The following is a 24,277-nucleotide window of genomic DNA, read 5'->3' as shown; positions in this document are numbered from 1 at the left end:
CGTGGACGTTACCCCGGAGGCCGGCTCCGGCGGGTCCGCCGGCACCCATGGTGCTGCCGCGATCACGCTCGACCAGGTGCGCAAGCAGTATCCCGACGGCACGGTGGCGGTCGGCGACCTGAGTTTCGAGGTCAAGGCCGGCGAACTGGTCGTGCTGATCGGCCCGTCCGGCTGCGGCAAGTCCACCGTGCTCCGCATGATCAACCGATTGATCGAGCCCACCTCCGGGCGGATCCTCCTCGGCGACGAGGACGTGACCCGGGCCGATCCGGTGCAGCTCCGGCGACGGATCGGCTACGTGATCCAGAACGTCGGGCTCTTTCCGCACCAGACGATCAGCGCGAACGTCGGCACCGTACCCCGGCTGCTCGGTTGGTCCCGGGCCCGGATCTCGGCACGCGGCGCGGAACTGCTCGACCTGGTCGGCCTTGATCCGGCGACCTTCGGCCCGCGCTATCCGCACGAGCTCTCCGGCGGCCAGCGGCAGCGGGTCGGCGTGGCCCGGGCGCTGGCGGCCGATCCGGTGCTGCTGCTGATGGACGAGCCGTTCTCGGCGGTCGACCCGATCGCGCGCGGCCGGCTCCAGGAGGAGTTTCTGCGGTTACAGGCCGAGGTGCGCAAGACGATCGTGCTGGTCACCCACGACCTGGACGAGGCGGTGCGGCTCGGCGACCGGATCGTGGTGCTCTCCCAGGGCGGCAGGCTGGAGCAGTACGCCGGCCCGGCGACCCTGCTCGGGGAGCCGGCCTCGCCGTTCGTCCGCGAGTTCGTCGGCGCCGACCGGGCGATCCGCCGGCTCGCGGTCACCCCGGTCACCCGGGACCTGGTACGTCCGCTACCGGCGGACGCCGGGGCGACCGCCGGGCTGCCGACCGTGGCGCTCGGGTCGTCCCTCTACGACGCGCTGGCGCTGCTGCTCCGGACCAACTCCGACGAGGCCCTGGTGACCGACGGGGCCTCGGCGGCCGGCGAGGGGGCCGGCGAGGGGGCCGGTCCGGTCGGGACGATCAGCCGGCACCAGATTCTCAGCATCGACTATCCGGCCGACCCGGTGGGCGGGTGACGGACCTCGGCACGAGCACCGCGCCCGGAGCGACCGATCCCGGGAGGGGGTGATGGTCGCTCCGGGCGCGGCGAGCGGTGCCGCGGCCCTCGGGGAGGGCGGTGCGAGCGGGCCGCGGCACCACGGTCGGGTCCGGGGGGGCGTCTCAGCGCCGGCCGCGCCAGCCGCCGAGACTGGCGAGGCCGACGATCCAGCCGACGAAGAAGCCGTAGCCGGCACCGCTGCCGGCGGCCTGAAAAGCGCCGAGCAGTGTGGGGTTGCTGCCGATCAGCGTGGCGAGGAGCGCCGCGAATGCACCGGCGAAGATGTACGCCGACCAGCCGGCGAGGAGCTGGCTGAGCGTGCCCCTGGCGCGGGCCAGTTGCGAGCCGGGGAGCATGAAGAGGAAGACCCAGGTGAGCACCACCACGAGGATCGCCTTGAGGTCGGCGGCGATGATGTTCTGGATCGTGTCGTCCGAGTCGAAACGCCAGGCCGGCCAGGCGAGCAGCCGGAGGAACCAGCCACCCGCGGTGTCCGGGTCGGTTTCGTCCCGGGCCCAGTCGGCATACCAGGGGCTGCCGAAGACCAGGACCAGTACGAGCGCGGCGAGCGTGCCCGCACCCGTGGCCGTCTTGTACCTGTTGGTGAGAGCCATGCATCCGTTATTTCCCAACGGAATCCGGCCGTGAAACCCGGTGTCTGATTTCCGGTGACCCGCCGTGGTTGCTCCACTGGAGACCTTCCGCGTCCCAATGGCGCCATTCACCGGACTCATCGCCGTTGCCGCCATCTCGGCGTGCCGGCACCGCTCCGGTGACACGCCCGGCGTCGGCGCGGCGATCGATGATACGTTGACTTTTAGTAGCTATTGAGTAACCTGTCCTGATTTGTCTCGTTCACCCGAGAGGCGGGACCACGCGGCTCCGTCTGTCCAGACTTGCCTGTAGACAACGGGGGAAACGTGACTTCCACTCGGAGACGATTGTCCATGCTGTCGGTGGCGTTGCTCGCCGCCGGCACCGTCCTGAACCTGCCGGCGCCGGCGCTGGCACAGCCCGGCTCCGCCAATGCCCGGGGCCTGGTGGTCGACCTCGACGCCGAGGTCGCCGGCGTGGCGGTGATCAGCGCGGACGCCACCGTCGGCAGCGCGACCGCCCCGGCCGGCGGCGGTACGGACACCTCGACCCTGATCCCCATCGCCCTGCCCGGCGCCCTCGGGGTCACCGCGAGCGGCACCGTCGAGGAGGTCACCGCCACCCGGGGTGCGACCGAGTCGTCGGCGTTCGCCGCCGTCAGCGGGCTCAACCTGTCGGTGCTGGGCATCGACGTCATCGACACGGCCGAGGCGACCGCCTCGGCCACCTGCCCGCTGGTCGGGGCGCAGAGCGCCGAGACCACCATCGCCGGCCTGGAACTGTTCGGCACCACCGTGACGCTGCTGCCGAACGGCCCCGCCGTCACCGGCAGCGCCGCCGTCACCGTGCCGGGACTGCTCGGAGCCGCGCTCAACGCCTCGCTGACCCGCACCGAGACGACCACCGCCGACGGGGCGGCAGCCACCGCGATACTGGCCGCGCTCACCCTGACCGGCACCGTCCTCGGCCAGCCGGTGACGATCCCGGTCGGCACCGTGATCGTGTCGCAGGCGACCTGCGAACGGCCGCCCGCACCGGCGCCGCCGACCGCCTCGGCGATCGACCCGGACTCCGGACCGCAGTCCGGCGGCCAGACCGTCACCATCACCGGCACCGGCTTCGCGCCCGGCGAGACCACGGTCACCTTCGACGGCGTACCGGCCACCGGCGTCGCCGTGGCACCCGGGGGCACCTCGCTGACCGCCGTCACCCCGGCCAACCCGATCGGACCGGCCGCGGTCGTGGTCACCACGCCCGCCGGATCGGCCGCACCGCTGGACTACACCTACCTCGCCGACGGCAGCGACGCCGTCATCACCGGGCTGACCCCCACCTCCGGCCCCACCTCCGGCGGCACCACCGTCACCATCACCGGCACCGGCTTCACCGGCGCGGCCGGGGTGGACTTCAACGGACTGCCCGGCACCGACTTCACGGTCGACCCGGCCGGTACGACGATCACCGTCGTCACCCCGCCGAACCCGGCCGGTCCGGCCCTGGTCGAACTCGTCTTCCCGGCCGGCCGGGTCACCGCGCCGACCTTCACCTATATCGCGCCGACCATCACCTCGATCGTGCCGGACACCGGGCCGAACACCGGCGGCACCAGTGTGACGATCACCGGCACCGGCTTCACCGGCGCCACCGGGGTCACCTTCGGCGACAATCCCGGCACCGATCTTGTGGTCGACCCGAGTGGCACCTCGCTCACCGTCACCACCCCGCCCGGCGTACCCGGACCGGTCGACGTCACCGTGCTGATCCCCGGCGCCGACGCCGTCGCGCCGGACGGCTTCACCTACCAGGCCGTCGCGCCGACGGCCTCGGCGATCGCCCCGGACTCCGGACCGCAGTCCGGCGGCCAGGTCGTCTCCATCACCGGCAGCGGATTCGTGCCCGGTGACACCACGGTCACCTTCGACGGCGTACCCGCGACGGGTGTCACGGTGGCGCCCGACGGCACCTCGCTGACCGCCGTCACCCCGGCCAACCCGGTCGGCCCGGCGGCGGTCGTGGTCAGCACGTCCGGCGGCTCCGCCGCACCGCTGGACTACACCTACCTCGCCGACGGCAGCGACGCCGTCGTCACCGGGCTCGACCCGACCTCCGGTCCGACCACCGGCGGCACCACCGTCACCATCACCGGCACCGGCTTCACCGGCGCCACCGGGGTGACCTTCGACGGCGTCCCGGGCACCGGCTTCACGGTCGACCCGGCCGGTACGACGATCACCGTCGTCACGCCGCCGAACGCCGCCGGAGCGGCGGACGTGGCGCTGGTCTTCCCGGCCGGCACCGCCGACGCGGGTGACTTCGCCTACGTCGGTCCGACGATCGCCGCGGTCTCGCCGCCGGCCGGACCGAGCACCGGCGGTACCCGCGTCACGATCACCGGCACCGGCTTCACCGGCGCCACCGGAGTCCAGTTCGGGGGCAACCCGGGCACCGACCTGGTGGTCGACCCGAGCGGCACCTCGCTCACCGTCACCACCCCGCCCGGCACACCCGGACCGGTGGACGTCACCGTGCTGCTCCCCGGAGCCGACGCGGTGCTGGCGGACGGCTTCACCTACCAGGGGATCGCCCCGGTGATCGACGCGGTCGACCCGGGTCAGGGACCGACCTCGGGCGGAACCGACGTGACCATCGGCGGGTCCGGCTTCGTACCGGGCCAGACCACGGTGACGATCTGCGGCCGGACCATCCCGGCCAGCCAGGTCAGGGTCGCGGCGGACGGTCTCTCGTTGACCTTCCGCACCCCACCCTGCCCGGCCGGTGACACCACGATCACCGTCGCCACGCCGGGCGGCGTCTCCAACACGGTCGCGTTCCGGTACGTCGGCCGGAGCCTTCCGGTCACCGGCAGTTCTCTCGGCGGGCTGCTCCAGGTCAGCGCCGGTGCGCTGGTCACCGGAGCGCTGCTGATGCTGCTCACCCGTCGCCGACGCGGTGATCAGGCCCTCGGCTGAGCACCGGAGAAACACGGGCCCGGGGAGCACAACTCCCCGGGCCCGTGATCTTCGCCGGCACGCCGGAGGGCTCAGTGCCTACGGCGTGCTCGGTGCTTCTGGACGGCTCGGTGCTTCTGGACGGCTCGGTGCTTCTGGACGGCTCAGTGCTTCTGGAGGTAGTCGATGAAGGCGGCCCGGAGCAGCGGCGCGGTCTCGTCGTACCCGTGGCCGGTGAACTCCCGCCAGAGCGCCACCGCCTCGTCCACGGTCGGCCCGGCCGCGTTCGGCGCGCCGTCGAGCGCCGCCGCCTCGTCCGCGTTCGGCAGATGCCGGATCACCGACCAGAAGAAGCCGATGTCCCGCCGTTCGCGGGCCAGCGCGAAGGCCCGCTCTCGCAGCTCCTCCGTGGGAAGCGCGTCCAGCTCGGCGAAGGTGGGACTGCTCTGCGCCTCGGCACCCGATTCCGTCATGGGCCGAGCCTAACCGCCCGAACCACCGCAACCGGCACCGGCCGCGGCCGGCTCAGCGGTCGGCTCCGTCCCACCGGTCGCCGCCCCACCGGTCGGTCGGCTGCCCCGGCAGCGACGACGTCCAGGGCTCGGGCGGCTGTGCCGGGGCACTGTCCCAGCTCGCCGTGGTCGCCGGCTCCGCCTCCCAGTCCCGGTCCCGGTCCCGCTCGGTGTAGGACCGGGGGCGACCGTTCGCCTCGACGAGCCGGGTCACCAGCAGGCCGGCGGCCACCAGGACGGCGGCGAGGGCGGTGGGTGCGATGTCGAGGTTCCGCTCGTCGGCGTACCGGATGAAGAGGGTCAGCGCGGTGGCCGCGAGCAGCCCACCAGCGATCCCGCCCCGCCGCCCGAAGGCACTGGTGCCGGCGAGCAGCGCGGCGCCGAGGGCCAGACCGGTCCACTCGATGCCGGTGGTCGGCGCCACCCGACCCGGGCCACCGGCGGCGAGCAGCATCCCGGCCCCGACCGCGAAGAGCATCGACAGGGCCAGGGCGAGCGTGACGACGGCTCCGGCCGCCCCGCCCCGGCGCAGCGCCGGATCGGCCACCGGCCGGAACCGTCCGACGGCCCGGCGCACCGTCTTCACGGTGCCGAGGAGGCCGGTCAGCACCGCGACGGCGGCGAAACCACCGAAGAGGTAGGTCGCGTGCCGGGTGGGGTCGTACTCGCCCTGCACGTCGACCGGCCCGGTCCGCTGCTCGATGAAGACGATGACCGCGAGTCCGACCGCGAGGCTGGCCGCCCAGCTCGGCACGTGGAAGCCCACCACCAGGACCGCGATCACCAGGCCGGCGACGAGCCCGGCCACCAGCGCCGGCAGCATCGCCGGCACGACACCACGGTCGGAGTTCTCCGCGAAGTGCAGCGCCGCCGCGACCGCGACCGGGCCCAGCGCGAGGTTGGGTGCGGCGGCCCGCAGGGTCAGCCCGGCCGCGAGGGTGAGCAGCCCGATCGCGGTACCGAGGACGAGCAGCTCCTCCCGCTGCGCCCCGCGCAGCAGATCCGGGTAGTCCCGGTTGGTCAGGAAGAGCAGCGCCCCCACCACGACCAGCAGGACCACTTCCCAGAGCAGGTGCACGGCGATCCGGTCCCGGCCGGGCTCGCCGTGTGCCGGATCGTCGAAGACGTTCTCCAGGGTGGCCGGCGAGACGTTCCGGCGCCGGGTCGGCCCGACCGGATCCGACTCGTCGGACATGGTCGGCTCGCTTCCGATGAACCGGCCGGTCACGTGGCTGGACGACGTACGGGTGTCGGTGCCGTCCCGGTATCCCTGGTCACCGCCGTACCGAGGATCCGCACCACTGGCGGCCGGGTCCGTTCCCGGGTCCCGTCGCCGATAGATCGAATCGTCGTACGCCATCTCGCGCGCCTCCTGTTTCGTCCCGCCGGACGGCACCGGCCCGGGGCGGCTGCCGGGACCGGAGCGGTCGGACGTGGGCCCGATCCGGCGGAGCGGGGCGGATCCGGCCCGGTCGGAGGCACCGTACCCGCGTGCACGCCCAGCCGTCACCCCCAGTGCGCGTCGATTCGGCGCGCGGCCGCTCAGCGCGGGTCGGGCCGATCCAGATCGTCACCCTCCGGAGTGTTGTCATCACGATCGGGCACCCGGCAGGAAGATTCCAGCCAGAGCGCCGCACCGATCAGGGCGAGCGACGCGGCGAGACCCGCGCTGGCCGCCGGTACGTCGTTCGCGGCGGCCCGGGTCCGCTCGATCAGCAGCCAGGCGACCAGACCGGCGTAGAAGCCGGCGAAGATCGCCCCGGCCAGCGCCGACGCCTTGGCCAGCACGACGAACCGGGCCACCGCCAGCGGATCGACGGGGTCCCGCCCCGGCCTGCGCTCGATCCGGGCCCGGGTGTTCGCCGCGGCGTACCCCTCCAGCGCAGCGAGCCCGAGCAGGGTGACGGTCGGTAGCCAGGGCAGCGGGGGGATGTGACTGTAGAAGCTGCTCACCAGCAACCAGGCCAGGGCCGCCGAGGCCAGGCCGGCCACCACCAGGGTCGCGGGTCTGGTCGGGCCCATCCGCCCCCGCTCCGGGGCCGGGCCGCGGGTCGGAGGTCTCCGCTCGGTCACGACTCTTCCTCACTCCGCTCGTCCGTCGTCACTGCACGCCCGCCGCCACCGGAACCCGCCGGACCGGACCGGGCCGTCCTCCGCCCGACCAGCGCCGGATACCGCCGGCCGCCGGACCGGTGCCGCCCACCGCGGTCACCGTCAATCCGACTCTATCCGTAGATCCGGACGAGGGCGCAGGTCCAGCACGTCGCTGGCGAGCGGTTCGCTGGTCAGCAGGTCGGTCAGCCAGCCGTGGCCGGGCAGCTGCCCGTACGGCTGGATGTCGATCCACGGCCGGAGCACGAACGCCCGCAGGTGCGCCCGGGGGTGCGGCAGGGTCAGTTCCGGATCGTCGACGACCAGCGGCGTGCCCTCGGCCGTCCAGACCGCGACGACGTCGACGTCGAGGCTGCGCGGCCCGAAGCGGCGTTCCGGGTCGCGGACCCGCCCGGCCGCCGTCTCGGCCGCGCGGGCCCGGACCAGCCAGTCCCGGGGGCCCGCCGTGCCGTCCTCGACCAGCAGCACGGCGTTGAGGTACGCCGGCTGGTCCGGGTCGCCCCACGGTGGCGTCTCGTAGACCCCGGACGCCACCAGGAGCACGTCCCGCAGCCCGGCCACCGCCGTACGCAGGTGTGCCAGCCGGTCGCCGAGGTTGCTGCCCAGCGAGAGCACCGCCCGGGTCACGCGGTCACCTCCCGCCCCGGCGGCCCGCCGCAGCGGAGGATCGCGTCACCGTCACCGCCACGTCGGCGAAGTCGTGCGGGATCGGCGCCTGCGGCTTGTGCACGGTGACCGTGGTGACCAGCACCCGTGGATCGGCGAGGCAGGCGGCGGCGAGCCGCTCGGCCAGCGTCTCGATCAGGTTGACCGGCTCGCCGGTCACGATCGCGACCAGCCGGTCGGCGAGCTCGCCGTAGTGGACGGTGTCGGCCACGTCGTCGGAGCTGCCCGCCGGGCGCAGGTCGAGCTCCAGCACCACGTCCAGGACGAACTCCTGCCCCCGAACCCGCTCGTCGGGGTGGACGCCGTGCCGGCCGCGCGCCCGCAGCCCGGTCAGCACGATGCGGTCGGTGCCCGGCCCGGTCATCCGGCTGTCCGTTCCGTCGCCGGCCGCTCCATCGCCGGCCGGTCCGTCGCGAGCCGGGGCCGGCCGCTGGCCACCCAGACCGCGAGCGCGTCCACGGTCTCCCGTACGTCGTGCACCCGTACCCCCCAGGCGCCGGTCGCGACCGCGAGCACGCTGGTGGCGATCGTGGCGGCGGTACGCCCGCCGGTCGGCCGGGGCGTCCCGTCCGGAGCGGCCAGCAGCGCACCCAGGTACGACTTGCGGCTGGCGGCGAAGAGCACGGGATAGCCGAGCGCCAGCAGCTCGGGCAGCCTGGCGGTGAGCTGCCAGTTGTCGGCGGCCCGCTTGGCGAAGCCGAGACCCGGGTCGAGGACGATCCGGTCGGCCGGGACGCCGGCGGCGAGGGCGTCGGCGACCCGCTGGCGCAGCTCGGTCCGGACGTCGGTGACCACGTCGGTGTAGCGGGCCAGGTCCTGCATCCGCTTGGCGTGGCCGCGCCAGTGCATCAGGATCCACGGGCAGCCCGCCTCGGCGACGACCTTGGCCATGTCCGGGTCGGCCAGGCCGCCGGAGACGTCGTTGACCACGGTGGCGCCGGCCGCGAGCGCGGCGGCCGCGACGCCGGCCCGGTAGGTGTCGACGCTCATCGGCACGCCCCGGGCGGCGAGTTCCCGGATGACCGGCAGCACCCGCCCGGCCTCGGTCGCCTCGTCGACCCGGTCGGCACCGGGCCGGGTGGACTCGCCACCCACGTCGATGAGGTGGGCGCCGTCGGCGTGCATCTGCACCCCGTGCCGGACGGCGGCGTCAAGGTCGGCGTAACGGCCGCCGTCGGAGAAGGAGTCGGGCGTGACGTTGAGAACGCCCATCACCACCGGCTCCGGCGGGCGGAGCAGATCCACCACCGGTTCCGGCGGGCGGAGCAGATCGCCGCGGGGCGGGGCCGCGCCGCCGACCGTGCCGGGACCCTGGACTGGCTCTCTCACGGCTCGACGTTACCCAGCCCGCCACCACCCCTCTGGGCCACCCGCCGCTCCCTCCGGGCGCGGGGCCGGGCCGGGCACGTGAAAACCGGCCGGTCGGGACGGATCGGTGGCACTCGGCCGCGCTTGTTCGAAACAGGCACGGGCCGTACGCTCGCATCAGCCAGATGCCAGAACTTAAGAGATGGGCCAAATCAGGACACAAACGCCCACAAACCATCACCCTTCGCGGTGATTGCAGGACGCAGGGTCGATCAACACCCCACGAGCGACCCGGTTGACCGGGCTTGACAGCAGTGCGGAGGCGGGGCGTCACCGCACCGGGGGAGGATTCCGATGTTCGCCATGGAGCTGGTGGAGACGGCATGGCCGGCTGCCACGCACGCGCTCCACTCCTTCGCCCTCGTCGTGGCGGCCGAGCCGTCGCCCGAGGGCAAAATCGACACCGACGGGATCGTCGGCTTCTTCGCCACCAACATCGCGCCCATCCTGCTCGCCGTGCTCGGTGTGATCTTCATCGGGCGGGCCAGCAAGGGCGAGGTTTCCAAGGTGCTGACCAGTTCGGCGATCGCACTGCTCGGCCTGGCCTTCATCGCCGGGGCGGCGACGCTGTTCTTCGTCGGCGAGAACCTGATCAACCTGATCTTCGAATAGACCGCGGAGCACGAGATGCGGCTGCGCACCGACGACGACATCTATCGGGCCCGCCTGGTCTATCTGGGGCCGCCCGGCTACACGTTGCCCATCCACCTGCCTTACACGCAGTACGGGCTCTTCATGGTGCTGGTGCCGCTCTTCATGTTCATTCATTGGCTCTTCACGTTCACGGTCGAGCTGATCCCCGCCTGGGAGATCGCGCTCGCGATCGTGACCACCTCGTTCGTCTTCCGGTACGTCGACCCCGATCGGCCCGCCCGGATGGTCATCCGGACGGCACTGACCGACTGGCGGCGCACCCGCGAACCGGCAACAGAGCAGCGCGACCCGCGGCTGGTCGCGACCCGCATCCGGATCCGGGAGCAGTTGACATGACCGACCGCAGCGAGGTGACGGCGTGATCGAGCAGACCAGACCTACCCGCCACCGCACAGCGGAACCGGTCGGGCCGGGCGGGGCGACGGCATGACCCGTCCCTCTCCGCCGGGCTCCTCCCCGGCCGGCCGGCCGGGCGACAACACCGGTAACGGTACGCAGTCCTCCAGCTACCAGCCGTCCGAGCCCGCAGACGAGGCCGAGTACGACGCCGCGCTGCTCAGCAACACCGGGCACGGTGGAGTCGCCGTCTTCCAGGCACCGCAGCCACCGGCCCGCAACCGTCCATCCCGACCGGGCGCCCCACCGCCGGCCCCGCCGCACGCCGCGGCCCCGGCCCGACCGCCGGCCCCGGCCGAGCACCCGGACATCGACTCCCCCTTCCTCGACCTCTTCGGCGCCGGCCCGGTCCCACCGCCGGCGCCGGCCGCGCCCGCACCCCGACCGGCCCCCCGCACCCCGCCCGCGCCGCAGTCCCGGCCACACGGTCGTTGGGGCGAGGATCGGGGCGCCACCGTCGGCCTTCCGGCCTGGGAGCCGGAGCAGTCCCCGGCGGGCGGCAGCGCCGGTCGGGCGCCCGCGGCGGCACCCGGTCAGCCCGATGCCAGGGGCGCCGACACCAGGGGCGCCGACACCAGAGCCGCGACACGGTCCACGGCCCGGCCCGGTCCGGGCGCGCCGTCCGGTGCCGGCTGGCCGCCCGACGCGGCGGTGTCCCACCCGGCGCCGGGCGGCGCGCCGGTGACCCACAACGGCGGCCCCGCCGAGACGTACCCCGGGCGGCCGGGTCCGGCGCCACAGCAGCGCGGCGGCGCGCACGCCGAGGCGCTGCCGACCGTCCGCGAGCCGGCCGAGCAGCCGGCCCGCCGACCATCCGCGCGACCCGCCCGCGAGACACCGCCGGGCCCGCCGAAGCAGCGGCGGAGCACCCCGAAGCCGACCAGGCCGCAGCCGGTGACCACACCCCAGCGGGTACGCGCGCCCAAGCTCCGCTTCGGCGACCGGGATCCCGCCGTCGAGCTGGCCATCACCGAGATCGCCGGTCACCTGACCTTCACCCCCAACACCGTCACCGCCTGGTACTGGCTGCCGGAGGTGCGCTGGGCGTTCCGGCCGGACGCCGAGCGGGAGGCGCTGCTGGCGGCCATCTCCGAGCAGTACGCCGGCCTCGCCGGCTTCCGGCTGCACCTGCGCCGGACCACCCGACCGTTCCCGGCCGACGAGTGGGCCCGGACGATCGACGGCCACACCCCGCAGCCGCTGCCCGGGGTGGCCGGCGCGCCGAGCTGGTCGGACCACCTGGTCGCCGCCCAACGGCACCTGCTCTCGGTCAACCACGCCGAGGGGCAGACCTACCTCGGCGTCACCTTCGCCCGCCGCTCCCTCGGCAACTCGCTGGCCGAGCGGTTCCTCCGGGCCTTCGGCCGGGGCACCGCCGACGGCGAGCGCCGCAAGCTGGGCCGCACGGTCGAGCAGTTCGACGAGGTGCTCGGCGCCTTCGGCATGCGCGGCCGGCAGGTCACCGCCGAGGAGCTGGAGTGGCTGATGTACCGCTCCGTGGCGCTCTGCATGGCCCCGCCCGGGACGCTCTCGCCGGTCACCAACGGCCACTGGGAGCGTGGCGACCTGCTCGCCCTCACCGAGCAGGTGGAGCGCTACCGCACCCCGTACGGCTCCACCGTCAAGCTGGTCAACCGGATGACCGGCGAGGAGCGGCACGTCGCGGTGCTGGCGGTGGGCCGGATGGAGCCGCTGGAGATCCCGGAGCGGCACGAGCCCTGGCTGCACTTCCACGAGCGGCTGCCCTGGCCGATGGAGATCTCCACCCGGGTCGACATCCTCGGCCCCAACGACTCGTTCCGCAATCTGGAGCACCGGCTGCGGATGATCCGCTCCCAGCAGCTCGACTACGCCGAGCACGGCATCGACGCCCCGCCCGAGCTGGAGCGGCTGGCCAAGCGGGCCCTGGTGATCGGCGACGAGATGACCACCGGGCTGCCGGTGGAGTCGGCGAGGGCGCACGGCTGGCACCGGATCGCGGTCGGCGGGCGTAACCGGGAGGAGTGCCTGGAGCGGGCCCGGCGGCTGATCCAGCTCTACAGCCGGGAGCTGCGGATCTCGCTCCAGCATCCGAAGAACCAGGACTGGCTGGCCCGGGAGTTCATCCCCGGCGAGCCGATCGCCAACACCGGCTACCTGCGTCGGATGCCGGTCAACCTGCTCGCCGCCGCGCTGCCGCAGGCCGCCTCCACCGTCGGCGACCGGCGCGGCGACCTGATCGGCCGGACCGCCGGCACCTGCCGCCGGCCGGTCTTCCTCGACCTGCACTTCCCGATGGAGGTACGCGAGCGCTCCGGGCTCGCCGTCTTCGTCGCCGAGCCCGGCGGTGGCAAGTCGACCCTGCTCGGTGCGCTCGGCTATCTGGCCGCCCGGCGCGGGGTGCAGGTGACCCTGCTGGACCCCTCCGGCCCACTGGCCCGGCTCTGCGCCATGCCGGAGCTGCGACCGCACTCGCGGGTGCTGAACCTGACCGGCTCGGAGCACGGCACCCTGGCGCCGTACGCGCTGATCCCGACCCCGCTGCGCACCGAGTTCCCGGCCGGCGCCGCCGGTGACCGGGAGTTCCAGATCGCGGTCTCCAACGCCCGCGCCGAACGGCGGATGCTGGTGCAGGACATCTGCATGATGCTGGTGCCGCCGCAGGTGGCCCGGGAGGCGTCCACGGCGACGCTGTTCCGGCACGCGGTCCGGCAGGTGCCGGCCGAGGAGACCTCCACCCTGGACGACGTGGTCGCCTGCCTGGCCGGGCTGGAGGACGAGGGTCGGGAGCTGGCCAACCTGCTGCTGGACACCGCCGAGATGCCGCTGGCGCTGCTCTTCTTCGGCCGCCCGCCGGAAGGGCTGCTCGGTGCCGACGCCACGCTGACCGTGATCACCATGGCCGGGCTCCGCCTCCCCGACCTGAAGATCGAGCGGGAGTACTGGTCCGCCGAGGAGGCGCTGGCGCTGCCGATGCTGCACACCGCGCACCGGCTGGCCGTACGCCGCTGCTACGGCGGGTCGATGTCGTCGCGGAAGCTGGTCGGCCTGGACGAGGCGCACTTCATGGAGGGCTGGCGCTCCGGCCGGTCCTTCCTGGTCCGGCTGGCCCGGGACTCCCGCAAGTGGAACCTCGCCGCGCTGGTCTCGTCGCAGAACCCGAAGGACATCCTCGGCCTCGACGTGCAGAACCTGGTCTCCACCGTCTTCGTCGGGCGGATCGCCGAGGACGTCGACATCGCCTCCGAGGCGCTGCGGCTGCTCCGGGTGCCGGTCGACGACGGCTACGAGGCGACCCTCGCCGCGCTCTCCAGCGTGGACGCCGGCTCGGCCGACCGGCTCGGCTTCCGCGAGTTCGTGATGCGCGACGTCGACGGCCGGGTGCAGAAGGTGCGGGTCGACGTCTCCTACGTCCCCGGCCTGCTCGACCACCTGGACACCACCCCGGTCGCGGCGAAGGCGGTCGCGGCCAACCTGCCCTCCCCCGTCGCGGACCTGGAGGCGTAACGATGGCGAGGATCGGAGCCCGGGTCGCCGCCCTGCTGCTCGCGATCGGGGTGCTCGCGACCGCCACCCTGGTCTGGCCGGTGCTCGGCGCCACGGCACCCGCCTCCGCCGCGCCGGTCCCGACCCGGGCCAAGGCCGCGCTCTGCACCACCGCCGAGTGGGAGGCCGACTTCCGGGCCTGCGTCGACCGGCTCGCCGACGTCGGCCAGAACGTCCGCGACTGCGTGAAGGCACCCACCCCGGGCGCCCCGGACCAGGGGTTCGGCGGCTGGTTCGGCAGCCGCCCGGAGGCGAGCACCAAGCCGGGCGTGAAGGGGATGTACACCGAGTACGGCAACGCCGGCTACAGCTACGAGACGTACGACGACACCGGCGGCTGCGCCTCGGACGTGATCGACCCCGGGAGCAAGGTCTTCAACAAGATCGCCGACGGCGAGATCCGGATCGCCTCCGGCATCATCGGCGCGTCGAACGCGCTGCGCGAGCGGGCCTGGGACCCCGGCAGCATGTGGGACTGGGCCGATCCGCTGGTCGAGCAGGCCACCAAGGCCGTCTACGAGCGGGTCTTCAGCGTCTTCGGGATCATCACCCTCTGCGTCGTCGGCATCTATCTGCTCTGGCGCTCCCGGCAGTCCGACATGAGCAACGCGATGACCACGGCCGGCTGGGCCGTGTTCGTGATGGTGGCGGTGACCGCCGTCGCCGCCTGGCCGGTGCACTCCGCCAACGTCGCGGACGGCACCCTGGTCACCACGCTGAACGTGGTGCACGAGGCGGTCGGCCCCCGGGACAAGAGCATCCCGGCCGACCGATGCGGCGCGCTCAACCCGGCGAGCTGCAAGGACAACCGGCCGCCGGCGCTGCGGGCCAGCGACACCGCGACCGAGACGATGCTCTACCGCAACTGGCTGCGCGGTGCGCTCGGCTCCTCCGACAGCGAGACGGCCCGCAAGTACGGGCGGGCGCTCTACGACGCCAAGGCGTTCACCTGGGAGGAGACCGCGAAGATCGCCGCCAACCCGGAGACCCGGAAGGCGACCGTCGAGGCCAAGCAGGAACAGTGGATGAAGGTCGCCGAGCAGATCCGGCAGGAGGACCCCGAGGCGTACGAGTACCTGCGCGGCGCCCGGGACTCGGACCGGATCGGCGCCGGGCTGATCGCCATCCTGGCCGCGATCCTCTTCGCGATGTTCGACCTGACCGCCTCGGTGTTGGTGCTCCTCGGCTTCCTGCTCTTCCGCTGGGCCGTGATCGCCGCCCCGGTGCTCGGCACGGTCGGGCTGCTCCGCCCGGCCAGCGCCGGGCTGCGCCGGCTGGGCAACGCCGTGGTGGCGGCCGTGTTCAACATCGCCATCTTCGGCACCGGTGCGGCGATCTATCTCTTCGCCGTCGACCTGGTGATGGGCACGTCCACGATTCCCGGCTGGCTCCAGGTGGTGCTGGTCTGGCTCTGCGGGGTGGTGGGCTGGCTGCTGCTGCGGCCGTACCGCCGGATCACCCAGCTCGGCGGCAAGGACAGCAGCCAGGTGATCGCCTCGCCCGGGTCGTGGCACCGCCGGTTCTTCCGGGACGTCCGGGCCGCCTCGCAGCTCGACGACGACGACCGCCGCACCGACATCCGGATCAAGAACCGGAGCGTGGTGATCCAGCAGACCAACGTACGCCCGGAGACCCGGCACGAGGAGGCGGTCTCCAGCGGTGCCGGCAGCCGCCCGGAAACGGCCGACCGGGGCACCGACCGGCCCGAGACCGCCCCGGCCGGTGCTCCGGAACGGTCGACCGGTTCACCGCCGTCCCGGAGCCGGCCGTCCCGGCGCCGGCCGGCCGAGTGGACCGAGCCCGACGTACCGGTGGAGAACCCGTCCTACGTCATCTACCGGCCCGACTCGGCGCCCGCGCCGGACCCGGCGCCGGCGCCCCGGGCGCCCCGGATCCGCTCCGAGGCGAGGTAGCCGATGCGGCGGGCGCTGGAGTACCTCGTCACCCGGATCCTCCGGTCCCGGCTCGGGTTGGCACTCGGACTCGCCGTGGTGATCATCGGCATCGTCGGCGCGGCCCGGCTGGTCGCCGGACCGGGCGACGACCGCCCCGGCCTGGTCGGCGGGACGCCCGGCCCGATCAGCATCACCGACCCGGCGGCCGGCGACGACGGCCTGATCGCGACCGAGGAGCCCTCGCCCCGGACCAGCCCCGGCGCCCCGGAGCCGGCGGAGGTGGCCCGGTCGTTCGCCACCGCCTGGCTCGACCACGACGTGACCGCGCAGGAGTGGCAGGAGGGTCTCCGGCCGCTCGCCACCGACGATCTGGTCGAGCAGTTGACCGGCGTCGACCCGGTCACCGTGCCGGCCGACCGGATCACCGGCGAGCTGGTGGTCGTGCCCCACAACGACAGCCTGGTCGAGGTGGTCGTACCGGTCGACTCCGGCGAGCTGCGGCTCGGCCTGGTGGCGGCGGAGGGCCGCTGGCGGGTCGACACGGTGGACTGGCAACGGCGTTGAGCGGGTGCGGGGAGGTGGGGCGACGATGACCGAGCAGGGTCCGGCCCGGCGGCCGGTACGCCGGGTCGCGCTGGCGATGGCGCTGACCGGCGTACTCGCGCTGCTCTGCTGCGGCGGCGGGACCGGGGCGTTCCTGGTGACCATGTTCGCCTCCGAGCAGGAGAACCTGGCGGCGACCACCTTCGGCTGCGGCAGCGGCGACCCGGTGAAGACCGAGGGGGACCTGCCGCTGGTCGGCCCCTACAAGGCGTCGCAGATGCGGAATGCGGCGATCATCATCAAGGTCGGCCGGGAGACGGGGCTGCCACCCCGGGCCTGGGTGATCGCGGTCGCCACCGCCATGCAGGAGTCCGCCCTGAACAACCTCGGGCATCTCGGCGACCGCAACGACCACGACTCGCTCGGGCTCTTCCAGCAGCGGCCCAGCACCGGCTGGGGCACCCCGGAGCAGATCCTGAATCCGGAGTACGCGGCCCGGAAGTTCTACGAGAAGCTGAAGACGATCGGGAACTGGCAGCGCCGCTCCCTGACCCGGGCCGCCCAGGCGGTGCAGATCAGCGCCTTTCCGGACGCGTACGCCAAGCACGAGCCGCTGGCGACCGACATCGTGAACGCGTTGACCGGCGGGGCGGCCCGGGCCGCCGGCACCGATCTCGAGCTCGACTGCGCCGAGGGAGCGGAGATCGCCGCCTCGGGCTGGACCGCACCGGTCCCCGGCGCGGTCACCTCCGGCTTCCAGACCCGCCAGCGGCCGTCGCACAACGGCGTCGACATCCCGGCGGCGAAGTACCGCACCGAGATCCGGGCGGCGGCGGGCGGCCGGGTGATCGTCTCCCGCTGCGATCCCGACCGGCGCGGCCGGTTGAGCTGCGACGTGGACGGCTTTCCGGGCAAGGGCGGCTGCGGCTGGTTCGTCGACATCCTGCACGCCGGCAACGTGATCACCCGCTACTGCCACATGGTGACCCGACCGATGGTGTCGAAGAACGACACGGTGGAGGCCGGGCAGGTGATCGGGCGGGTCGGGTCGAGCGGCAACTCCTCCGGGCCGCACCTGCACTTCGAGGTGCACCTGCGCGGCGACCGGAGCAGTGCCGGTGCCACCGACCCGGTGCCGTTCATGCGGCTGCGGGGCGCGCCGCTGGCCGACCGCGGATAGCTGAAGCCTGCGGTGGGAACTCCTCCTCGCCTCGGCGCCCCACTTGCGTCACCGCCCCTCGAGTGCGGAAGAATGTCCGCATGACCGAGGACCGGGCGGTTCCCTCAGGCTCCAAACTGGACACCACGGTTCCACACTCGGCGCGGATCTGGAACTACTGGCTCGGCGGCAAGGATCACTTCGCGGTCGACCGGGCCGCCGGCGACGAGGTGATCGCGCACATCCCGGACATCCCCATCGGGGCCAGGTCCGAGCGCGCTTTCCTCAAGCGCGTGGTCAGGTTCCTCGTCGAGGATGCCGGCATCCGTCAGTTCCTCGACGTCGGCACCGGGCTCCCCTCGGCGGACAACACCCACGAGGTCGCGCAGTCCCTCGACCCGCGCTGCCGGGTGGTCTACATCGACAACGACCCGCTCGTCATGGCGCATGCGCGGGCACTCCTGGCCAGCACGTCGGAAGGCAGCTGCGACTACGTCGAAGCCGATCTGCGGCAGCCGGAGACGATACTCGCGGCCGCGCGGCAGACGCTCGACTTCTCGCAGCCGATCGGGCTCATGCTTCTCGGCGTCGTCAACCACCTCATGGACGACGCCGTGGCGTACGGCTCCGTCGCGCAGCTGGTGCAGGCGATGCCCACCGGCAGCTACCTGGTGCTCACCCACTCCACCGCGGAGATCCACGGCGAGCCGATGCTGCGCGCGATGCGGGAGACCACCGAGCGCGGCGGCACGCCGATCCGCGCCAGGACCAAGACGGAGCTCGAACGCTTCTTCGACGGGTTGGATCTACTGGAGCCCGGCGTCGTCACGTGCTCGCGCTGGCGCCCCGACCCGGAGTCCGACGAGCCGGAGGTCTACCTGTTCGGCGGCGTCGGCCGCATCGGCTGAGTGAGCCTCTCGACGCCGGTCAGCCACGAGGGCAACCTGTTCGCGAGTCACGGGTCGGCGGGCGTCACAGGGCATCGCAGACGTCCGTCTGCGCGGCCTATGCGGGGCCGAGGCTCAGGAAACCGCGGACCACGGCGACAAAGGCGGCCGGCTGATTGCGGTGTACGTGGTGACCGGCGGCGATCGTCACGAACCTGGCGTCCGGCATGCGCCCGGCCAACTCCGCGAGTATCTCCTGCGGAATCTGGCTCTCCGGGCCTCCGCCGACCACGAGCGTCGGGACGGCGATGTCGGCGCTGCGCTCCCACCACTGCGGATCGGGGTTGGTGAGCTGGTGGCGGATGGCGTTGACGACGGCGAAGTCGTATGGCAGGGGCTCGTCCGGTGGCTCCAGCGGCGGCCGGTCCAACGCACCCGGCTTGGGCGGCGGGGCGTCCTCCAGGACCAGCCGCAGCACCCGGTGCGGCGCGGCGTCGGCGACGAGCAACCCGACCACGGCGCCCAGCGAATGCCCTATCAGGACCGTCTCCGGCACCCCGAGCGCGTCGAGGAAACCGAGCACGTCGTCGCGGATCAGCTCGAAGGAGTATTGCCCGGGAAAGCCGCTGGCGCCGTGCCCGCGCAGGTCCGGGACATGCACCCGGTGCGTCCGGGCGAGTTCGGGGAGCACGCCCCGCCAGTCGTGCCCGCTCTCGCCGAGCGCGTGGAGCAGCAGCATCGGCGGGGCGGCCGGGTCGCCGGCAACCCGGTAGACCATCGTCAACCCGCCGACGTCGACGCTGCGCAGCTCACCAAGATCGCGCTCCATCCGCCCACCCTAGCCGGGCCGGACGGCGTCGCAGCGCATGTTCGTTGCCGGCGAACACGTCGGCGACGGATCCGGCTCCGGTCCGGATCACCGCCCGGCGCGGACCGGAGCCGGCGCGGCCGCGGGCGACGGGGCACGGCGCAGGCCGAAGAACCTGGAAAGTCGACGGGAGAGCCTGGAAAATAGCCAGGTGAGGGTTCAAGCTGCGGTCAACCGAGGATCTACAGATAGGTCGAGCGACCCGTGAGCCACGATCCACTTCCCGATCCGTTCGCCGGGCAGCCCGACTGGGCCCCGGCGCCACCCCGTCCGATCGTGATCGCCGCCGCGGCCGACCGGACGGACCTGCGGGGGTGTCGGGTCCTCGTCGGCCTGCCCGGCCTCGGTTGGCGGGCCGACCTGCGGGCCGACGAGCGGGTGGTGCAGGGCAGCCGCACCTACGTGCCGGTGCTGGCCGAACACGAGTGGTACAGGGCGGAGGCCGAGCAGATCGAGGTCTTCGCCCCGCTGGTGCCGGCGGAGCGGGTCTGGGTCGAAACCCTCGGCGAGGTCTCCGGCCGGGACGCCGCCGCGCCGCCGATCCCCCGACCGACCCGGCCGGACGTGATCTCCCGGCTGGTCTCGCTGGACGCGCCGACGCACCGGGCCCCGGTGCCGGTGGTGGAGGCGGACGCGGTCGCCGGCCGCCGGGTGGTCCAGGTCGCCGACGCCGTCGAGCGGCGCGACCTGCGCGCGGTCACCGAGGTCCACACCAGCGCCGACGGGGACATCTGCGTACGCGTCACCGCCGAGCTCGACTGGTACCGCTGGGCGTGGAGCGGCCGGCCGCCCACCACGCTGGAGGTCCCGGTCCACCTACTCTGGGTCGAGTGACCGGTCAGCCCCCGCTCAGCCCGCCGGGGCGGCCTCGCAGACCCGCCAGCCGTCGTCCTGCTCGGTCACGAACCGCCACGGCTGGTGATCGGTCTGGGCCAGGTTGTCGACCCGGTACGAGATCACCAGCTCCACGAGCACCTCGGCGGTCGACTCCTGGGCGCGGACGTCCAGCGGCCCCCACTTGACCACGAAGGTGATCTGGAACTGCCGCTCCCGGGCCGCCAGGTCGGCCCGGAGCGTCTCCAGTGGAGCCAGTCCGGCGCGGTCGGCGCACTCGAACTGCTCGGCCAGTACGTCGTTCTCGTCGACCAGGAAGGCCCTCAGGTAGTTGTCCACCACCACGCTCGGGCTGCTCCGGTCGGGCGCGGTGAACCGGTCGTAGGCGACGTATCCGATGGCGGCACCGGCCAGGCAGAACAGTGCGAGCGCACCGCCGACCACCGCCAGCACCAGGCCGAGGCGCCGCCGGCGCGGCGCCGGTGGCGGCGCGACCGGCTCGCCGACGGCCTGCCCGGGTGGGGTCCGCTGGGACGGAACCCGGGACACCTGGGAATCGGCCGGGGGGTGCACTGATTCCACCCCCTGAGGCTAGCCGCTGGCGGTCCCGTACCCAATGGGCGGAAATTCCAGCTTGATAACCAAACGCCAACGCCAGCTCACGCTCCGCCACGCCGCCGCCGCGCCGGGTCTCGGCGGGTTAGGCGGGGGCCCTTCTTCTACAGAAAGCGATAAGAAGGGGCCCTTCCTTGCGCGAGTGCCGTGGGAGGTCCGCGAGAATGCCGCCGCGCTGGGATACCGTCTCAGGGCAGGACGAGGGAGTTGGTGCGGTGGACACCTGGAGGGGACCGACCGGCCACGCCGCCACGCTACGCTGGCGGGCCGCCGCCGGCACCGCGGCCGCGCTGCACCGCCGGGCCGCCGCCACCACCGCCGCCGCGAGCAGCGCCCTCGACGCGCTCCGTCCGGTCCCCGCCGACCAGCGTGAGCAACACGAACTCGCCGAACGGCTACGCGCCGCCGCCAGCCTGCTCGCCCCCGGCTGGCTCGGCGCCCCGCTGGACGCCCAGTCCGAGGACGCGCCGCTGGGCGGTCCGGCCGCGCCGGCCTTCGTCCGGATCGGCACCGCCCAGCCGCTGGACGACGCCCGGTTTCCGGTGGTGGTGCCGCTGCTCGGCACCGGTCACCTCACCGTCGACGCGGACAGCCGCGATCCCCGGGTGGCCGGGCTGCTCCGCTGCGTACTGCTCCGGCTGCTCGCCGCCGCCCCGGCCGGCTCGCTGCTGGTGCGGGCCGTCGACGCCGCCACCGAGGGGCAGCTCTTCGCGCCCTTCGCACCGCTCGCCGACGCCGGCCTGATGCCGCCGCCGGTCGCCGACCGCACCGGCCTGCGCGCCGTGCTGGCCGAGGCCGAGCACTGGGTACGCCCGACCCGGCCGGCCGCCGCCCGCTACAACCGGCACGACCGCACCCTGCTGGTGGTGCTCGGCTCGCTGCCGGAGCTGACCGAGGCGACCGACCTGGCCCGGATCGGCGCGTTGGCCCGGGAGGGGCCGGAGGCGGGGCTGCACCTGGTGGTCGCCGGCTGGCCGCCCCCGCCGCTGACCGCGCAGACCAGCGTCGCGCCGCTCTCCCGCGCCACGATGATCGCGATGCGCAACCCTTACGCCCTGGTCGGCGATCCGCCCGGGGCGTCGTTCAGCGCTCCGGGACCGCATTTGCCGGGCACCGGGCTCAACGCGCCGGTCTTCCTCGACGAGTCTCCACCGGCCCCGCTGCTCGACCGGGTCTGCCGGGACCTGGCCGCACGGTTCCACGCCGACTACCGCCGTACCCTGCACGATCTGCTGCCGGACGCGCCGGACGGGTTCTGGACGGAGTCGGCCGGCGACGGGCTGAGCACGCCGGTCGGGCACGACGGCGAACGGACCGTGACGCTCGGCTTCGACGACCGCACCCCGCACTGGCTGGTGGGCGGGCGGGACGGTGCCGGCAAGACCGCGTTCCTGGTCAACGTGCTCTACGGGCTCTGCAGTCGCTACCGCCCCGGCGAGCTGGCGCTCTATCTGGTCGACTTCGCCGACGGGAGGGCGTTCACCGAATTCGTCCCGGAACCGGCGGACGGGGGCACCGGGCCGGGCCGGCCGTGGCTGCCGCACGTCCGGGTGGTCGGGATGCAGGCCGACCGGGAGTACGGTCTCACCGTGCTCCGCGAGCTCGATGCCGAGCTCGACCGCCGGGAACTCGCTGGCCGGGAACTCGCTCGCCGGGAAGCGGCTGACGCCTCCCCGCCATCCGCGGACCGGCAGCAGCCGGCGGCGACACCGTCGGTGCCCGCCCAGCGGCGCGGTGCCGACGGGTCGGCCGAGCGGCCGACGCCCCGGATCGTCTGCGTGCTGGACGAGTTCGCACTGCTGCTCGCCGAGGAGGACGCGGTCGGTGTCGAGGCGCTGGCCCGGCTGGAGTCGGTGGCCCGGCGGGGCCGGGCCGGGGGCGTACACCTGATCCTCACCGGTCGCCCGACGCCGGTGCTGGCCGCGTTGCGGGCCCGGCGGGACTCGCTGCTCGGGCAGTTTCCGGTCCGGGTGGCCCTGCCCGGCGGCGCGGACGTGCTGGAGCCGGCGAACGACTCGGCGGCGGGCCTGCCGGTGGGCACGGCGGTGGTGAACACCGCCGGCGGTCTCGGCGGGCCGCGCGGCGCGACCCGGGGACACGAGCGGATCATCCGGTATCCCGACCCGTACGCCGATCCGGGCGCGCTCAGCGGGCTACGGCACCGGCTCTGGGCGGACCGACCCGCCGGTACGAGCGGTCCGGCGGTCTTCACCGGATATCTGTCCCCGCCCCTCCCCCCGGTTCCGCCCGGAGACGGGCCGGATGCTGTCGCGACGGAAGATCCGGAGGCTGTCGCCGGAGGGCGGGTGTCCGGCTGTGCGCCGGTCGGGATGCTGGTCGACGTGTCGCCGCGCCCTGCGGAGCTGCGGCTTGACAAAGCACCCGGGCGGCACCTCGCGGTTCTCGGGCCGGATCCGGCCGGCGCCGGGGTGCTGGCCGGTGCGGCCCGGGGACTCGCCGCGCGGCATCCCGCCGGAAGCGTCGAATTCGTGATCGCCATCGCCGGGCCGGACCCGGTCGCGACGGCGCTGGCCGCCACGCTCGGCCGACGGCACCGGGTCGACCTGGTCGGCGCCGCCGGGCTGGCCGACGCGCTGGCGCTGCCCGGCCCGGGCTACCTGGTCGCCTTCGGCCTGGACGACCTCCTCCCAGACCCCCCGGCCCCGGGCCCGCCGGCACCGGACTCCCCGGCACCGGACTCCCCGGCACCGGACTCCCCAGCACCAGACTCCCCGGCGCCGGGCGGACTGGCGGCGGACCGGCTCCGGGCCCTGCTGCGCGACGGGCCGGCCCGGGGCGTGCACCTGCTCGGCTGGTGGCGGGCGATACGCCCGTTCGCCGACCTGGTCGCCGTGCCGCCGGAGCCCGGACCATCCGCCGACCCGGAGCCCGGCGCCGGTGCGGAGGGCGGCCCGGAGGTTGAGGCACCGGCCATCATCGACGGTCTGGTCTTCCTCGACGTGCCCGAGCCGGAGGTGACCCGGCTGCTCGGCCGGGCGGTCGGCTGGCGCCCCCGTCCCGGCCGGGCCCTGCTCTACGACCGCCGCACCGACCGGGCCAGCCTGGTCGTCCCGTACGGCGCACCGGACCGCAGGGAGGGGACGGCATGAGCGGCGACCCCTGGCAGGACTACCTGGCCGCCGCCCGTGGGCTGGACGCGGTTCGTCGGGCCGCGGCCGGCGCCGCCGCCGAGCAGGACCGGGGCGTGCACAGCGCCCTGGCGGAACTGGCCGGGGTACGGGCCCGGCTGGTGCCGCAGCAGTCCCGGCTGCGGGCGTTGGGCGTCGCCGAGGCCGACCTGGTGCCCTCCGAGCCGGAGGTGGCGGCGGCGGGTCAGGCCATGGCCGGCGGCCCGCAGGCGGTGCTGGCGGCGTTGCGGGCCGCCCGGGCGACCGCGGACGCCGCCGACGCCGCCACCCGGCTGCCCGGTGCGGGCCCACTGCCCTGGCCCCGGACGCTGCTCTACGGCGCGCTCGCACTGGCGGTGCTCTGCGTGCTGTCCCTGCTCTGCCTCGGCGGATTCTGGCTGGTCAGATAGCCGGACCGGCGCCTCGGACAGGCGGACCGGGTGCCGCAGATCGGCGGACGGGTGCCGCGAGCATCGTCGGCCGGACG

General features: G+C 73.9%; 21 protein-coding genes. 12 read left to right on the top strand and 9 right to left on the bottom strand.

Annotation, left to right across the window (positions count from 1 at the left end; translation table 11 throughout):
- The first annotated feature begins 1 nt into the window (after position 1).
- Positions 2 to 1,063, top strand: a complete 1,062-nt coding sequence (locus ACN27G_RS33235) for an ABC transporter ATP-binding protein (RefSeq protein WP_421496592.1) — start codon at positions 2 to 4, stop codon at positions 1,061 to 1,063.
- Between the two features lie 145 nt (positions 1,064 to 1,208).
- On the opposite strand, the gene ACN27G_RS33230 is transcribed toward ACN27G_RS33235, so the two are convergent.
- Complete coding sequence (locus ACN27G_RS33230) at positions 1,209 to 1,700, bottom strand: hypothetical protein (protein WP_421496591.1); 492 nt, start codon at positions 1,698 to 1,700, stop codon at positions 1,209 to 1,211.
- 333 nt (positions 1,701 to 2,033) lie between these two features.
- On the opposite strand from ACN27G_RS33230, the gene ACN27G_RS33225 reads away from it, so the two are divergent.
- Positions 2,034 to 4,649, top strand: coding sequence for a beta strand repeat-containing protein (locus ACN27G_RS33225; RefSeq protein ID WP_421496590.1), 2,616 nt, complete (start codon positions 2,034 to 2,036; stop codon positions 4,647 to 4,649).
- A 143-nt stretch (positions 4,650 to 4,792) separates the two neighbouring features.
- On the opposite strand, the gene ACN27G_RS33220 is transcribed toward ACN27G_RS33225, so the two are convergent.
- The 6 genes from ACN27G_RS33220 to folP all read right to left on the bottom strand — a co-directional run bounded on the left by ACN27G_RS33220 (position 4,793) and on the right by folP (position 9,130).
- Positions 4,793 to 5,101, bottom strand: coding sequence for a hypothetical protein (locus tag ACN27G_RS33220; RefSeq protein ID WP_421496589.1), 309 nt, complete (start codon positions 5,099 to 5,101; stop codon positions 4,793 to 4,795).
- Between the two features lie 52 nt (positions 5,102 to 5,153).
- Positions 5,154 to 6,500, bottom strand: coding sequence for an ABC transporter permease (locus tag ACN27G_RS33215; RefSeq protein WP_421496588.1), 1,347 nt, complete (start codon positions 6,498 to 6,500; stop codon positions 5,154 to 5,156).
- 182 nt (positions 6,501 to 6,682) lie between these two features.
- On the bottom strand, positions 6,683 to 7,162 hold the full coding sequence (locus tag ACN27G_RS33210) for a DUF3180 domain-containing protein (protein WP_421497564.1): 480 nt from the start codon (positions 7,160 to 7,162) through the stop codon (positions 6,683 to 6,685).
- A 192-nt stretch (positions 7,163 to 7,354) separates the two neighbouring features.
- On the bottom strand, positions 7,355 to 7,879 hold the full coding sequence (folK, locus tag ACN27G_RS33205; protein WP_421496587.1) for a 2-amino-4-hydroxy-6-hydroxymethyldihydropteridine diphosphokinase: 525 nt from the start codon (positions 7,877 to 7,879) through the stop codon (positions 7,355 to 7,357).
- Between the two features lie 4 nt (positions 7,880 to 7,883).
- Entirely contained in the window at positions 7,884 to 8,282 is a 399-nt protein-coding gene (gene folB / locus ACN27G_RS33200) for a dihydroneopterin aldolase (RefSeq protein WP_421496586.1), read from the bottom strand.
- On the bottom strand, positions 8,279 to 9,130 hold the full coding sequence (gene folP, locus ACN27G_RS33195; RefSeq protein ID WP_421497563.1) for a dihydropteroate synthase: 852 nt from the start codon (positions 9,128 to 9,130) through the stop codon (positions 8,279 to 8,281). Before folP ends, folB begins: the two co-directional genes overlap by 4 nt.
- 450 nt (positions 9,131 to 9,580) lie before the next feature.
- Between folP and ACN27G_RS33190 the strand changes: the two genes are divergently transcribed.
- The 7 genes from ACN27G_RS33190 to ACN27G_RS33160 all read left to right on the top strand — a co-directional run bounded on the left by ACN27G_RS33190 (position 9,581) and on the right by ACN27G_RS33160 (position 18,366).
- A complete protein-coding gene (locus tag ACN27G_RS33190) occupies positions 9,581 to 9,898 on the top strand; it encodes a hypothetical protein (RefSeq protein ID WP_421496585.1) in 318 nt (105 codons plus the stop codon).
- 15 nt (positions 9,899 to 9,913) lie between these two features.
- Positions 9,914 to 10,276: a hypothetical protein gene (locus tag ACN27G_RS33185; RefSeq protein WP_421496584.1), complete on the top strand. Its 363-nt coding sequence runs from the start codon at positions 9,914 to 9,916 to the stop codon at positions 10,274 to 10,276.
- Positions 10,277 to 10,366: 90 nt separating this feature from the next.
- A complete protein-coding gene (locus ACN27G_RS33180; RefSeq protein ID WP_421496583.1) occupies positions 10,367 to 13,822 on the top strand; it encodes an ATP-binding protein in 3,456 nt (1,151 codons plus the stop codon).
- Positions 13,823 to 13,824: 2 nt separating this feature from the next.
- Positions 13,825 to 15,774, top strand: a complete 1,950-nt coding sequence (locus ACN27G_RS33175; RefSeq protein WP_421496582.1) for an MFS transporter — start codon at positions 13,825 to 13,827, stop codon at positions 15,772 to 15,774.
- Between the two features lie 3 nt (positions 15,775 to 15,777).
- The gene (locus ACN27G_RS33170) at positions 15,778 to 16,320 is read left to right on the top strand and encodes a hypothetical protein (RefSeq protein WP_421496581.1); all 543 of its coding nucleotides are present in this window, start codon (positions 15,778 to 15,780) and stop codon (positions 16,318 to 16,320) included.
- 25 nt (positions 16,321 to 16,345) lie between these two features.
- Positions 16,346 to 17,479: a M23 family metallopeptidase gene (locus ACN27G_RS33165; RefSeq protein WP_421496580.1), complete on the top strand. Its 1,134-nt coding sequence runs from the start codon at positions 16,346 to 16,348 to the stop codon at positions 17,477 to 17,479.
- Positions 17,480 to 17,559: 80 nt separating this feature from the next.
- A complete protein-coding gene (locus ACN27G_RS33160; protein ID WP_421496579.1) occupies positions 17,560 to 18,366 on the top strand; it encodes an SAM-dependent methyltransferase in 807 nt (268 codons plus the stop codon).
- Positions 18,367 to 18,463: 97 nt separating this feature from the next.
- Here the strand turns inward: ACN27G_RS33160 and ACN27G_RS33155 are convergent, their stop codons facing one another.
- Complete coding sequence (locus ACN27G_RS33155) at positions 18,464 to 19,174, bottom strand: alpha/beta fold hydrolase (RefSeq protein ID WP_421496578.1); 711 nt, start codon at positions 19,172 to 19,174, stop codon at positions 18,464 to 18,466.
- Between the two features lie 243 nt (positions 19,175 to 19,417).
- On the opposite strand from ACN27G_RS33155, the gene ACN27G_RS33150 reads away from it, so the two are divergent.
- Positions 19,418 to 20,047 (top strand): hypothetical protein, encoded by a 630-nt coding sequence (locus tag ACN27G_RS33150; RefSeq protein ID WP_421496577.1) that lies wholly within the window; start codon positions 19,418 to 19,420, stop codon positions 20,045 to 20,047.
- 15 nt (positions 20,048 to 20,062) lie between these two features.
- On the opposite strand, the gene ACN27G_RS33145 is transcribed toward ACN27G_RS33150, so the two are convergent.
- On the bottom strand, positions 20,063 to 20,629 hold the full coding sequence (locus tag ACN27G_RS33145) for a hypothetical protein (RefSeq protein ID WP_421496576.1): 567 nt from the start codon (positions 20,627 to 20,629) through the stop codon (positions 20,063 to 20,065).
- A 248-nt stretch (positions 20,630 to 20,877) separates the two neighbouring features.
- Here ACN27G_RS33145 and ACN27G_RS33140 point away from each other — a divergent pair, with 248 nt between their 5' ends.
- Both ACN27G_RS33140 and ACN27G_RS33135 read left to right on the top strand, forming a co-directional pair.
- Positions 20,878 to 23,772: an FtsK/SpoIIIE domain-containing protein gene (locus ACN27G_RS33140; RefSeq protein WP_421496575.1), complete on the top strand. Its 2,895-nt coding sequence runs from the start codon at positions 20,878 to 20,880 to the stop codon at positions 23,770 to 23,772.
- Positions 23,769 to 24,200: a hypothetical protein gene (locus ACN27G_RS33135; RefSeq protein ID WP_421496574.1), complete on the top strand. Its 432-nt coding sequence runs from the start codon at positions 23,769 to 23,771 to the stop codon at positions 24,198 to 24,200. The genes ACN27G_RS33140 and ACN27G_RS33135 overlap by 4 nt, the downstream gene beginning before the upstream one ends.
- Positions 24,201 to 24,277 lie beyond the last annotated feature (77 nt).

It is taken from the genome of Plantactinospora sp. WMMB334, from assembly GCF_049179095.1.
Classification (GTDB): Bacteria; Actinomycetota; Actinomycetes; order Mycobacteriales; family Micromonosporaceae; genus Plantactinospora.
Note: the sequence above shows the minus strand (reverse complement) of the source record. Positions and strands in the feature narration are given on the sequence as shown.

Bases quoted from the DNA above. Each gene is read 5' to 3' on its own strand.
- ACN27G_RS33230 (WP_421496591.1), bottom strand. From the start codon at position 1,700: ATGGCTCTCACCAACAGGTACAAGACGGCCACGGGTGCGGGCACGCTC.
- ACN27G_RS33225 (WP_421496590.1), top strand. From the start codon at position 2,034: ATGCTGTCGGTGGCGTTGCTCGCCGCCGGCACCGTCCTGAACCTGCCG.
- ACN27G_RS33220 (WP_421496589.1), bottom strand. From the start codon at position 5,101: ATGACGGAATCGGGTGCCGAGGCGCAGAGCAGTCCCACCTTCGCCGAG.
- ACN27G_RS33215 (WP_421496588.1), bottom strand. From the start codon at position 6,500: ATGGCGTACGACGATTCGATCTATCGGCGACGGGACCCGGGAACGGAC.
- ACN27G_RS33210 (WP_421497564.1), bottom strand. From the start codon at position 7,162: ATGGGCCCGACCAGACCCGCGACCCTGGTGGTGGCCGGCCTGGCCTCG.
- folB (WP_421496586.1), bottom strand. From the start codon at position 8,282: ATGACCGGGCCGGGCACCGACCGCATCGTGCTGACCGGGCTGCGGGCG.
- folP (WP_421497563.1), bottom strand. From the start codon at position 9,130: ATGGGCGTTCTCAACGTCACGCCCGACTCCTTCTCCGACGGCGGCCGT.
- ACN27G_RS33190 (WP_421496585.1), top strand. From the start codon at position 9,581: ATGTTCGCCATGGAGCTGGTGGAGACGGCATGGCCGGCTGCCACGCAC.
- ACN27G_RS33185 (WP_421496584.1), top strand. From the start codon at position 9,914: ATGCGGCTGCGCACCGACGACGACATCTATCGGGCCCGCCTGGTCTAT.
- ACN27G_RS33180 (WP_421496583.1), top strand. From the start codon at position 10,367: ATGACCCGTCCCTCTCCGCCGGGCTCCTCCCCGGCCGGCCGGCCGGGC.
- ACN27G_RS33175 (WP_421496582.1), top strand. From the start codon at position 13,825: ATGGCGAGGATCGGAGCCCGGGTCGCCGCCCTGCTGCTCGCGATCGGG.
- ACN27G_RS33170 (WP_421496581.1), top strand. From the start codon at position 15,778: ATGCGGCGGGCGCTGGAGTACCTCGTCACCCGGATCCTCCGGTCCCGG.
- ACN27G_RS33165 (WP_421496580.1), top strand. From the start codon at position 16,346: ATGACCGAGCAGGGTCCGGCCCGGCGGCCGGTACGCCGGGTCGCGCTG.
- ACN27G_RS33160 (WP_421496579.1), top strand. From the start codon at position 17,560: ATGACCGAGGACCGGGCGGTTCCCTCAGGCTCCAAACTGGACACCACG.
- ACN27G_RS33155 (WP_421496578.1), bottom strand. From the start codon at position 19,174: ATGGAGCGCGATCTTGGTGAGCTGCGCAGCGTCGACGTCGGCGGGTTG.
- ACN27G_RS33135 (WP_421496574.1), top strand. From the start codon at position 23,769: ATGAGCGGCGACCCCTGGCAGGACTACCTGGCCGCCGCCCGTGGGCTG.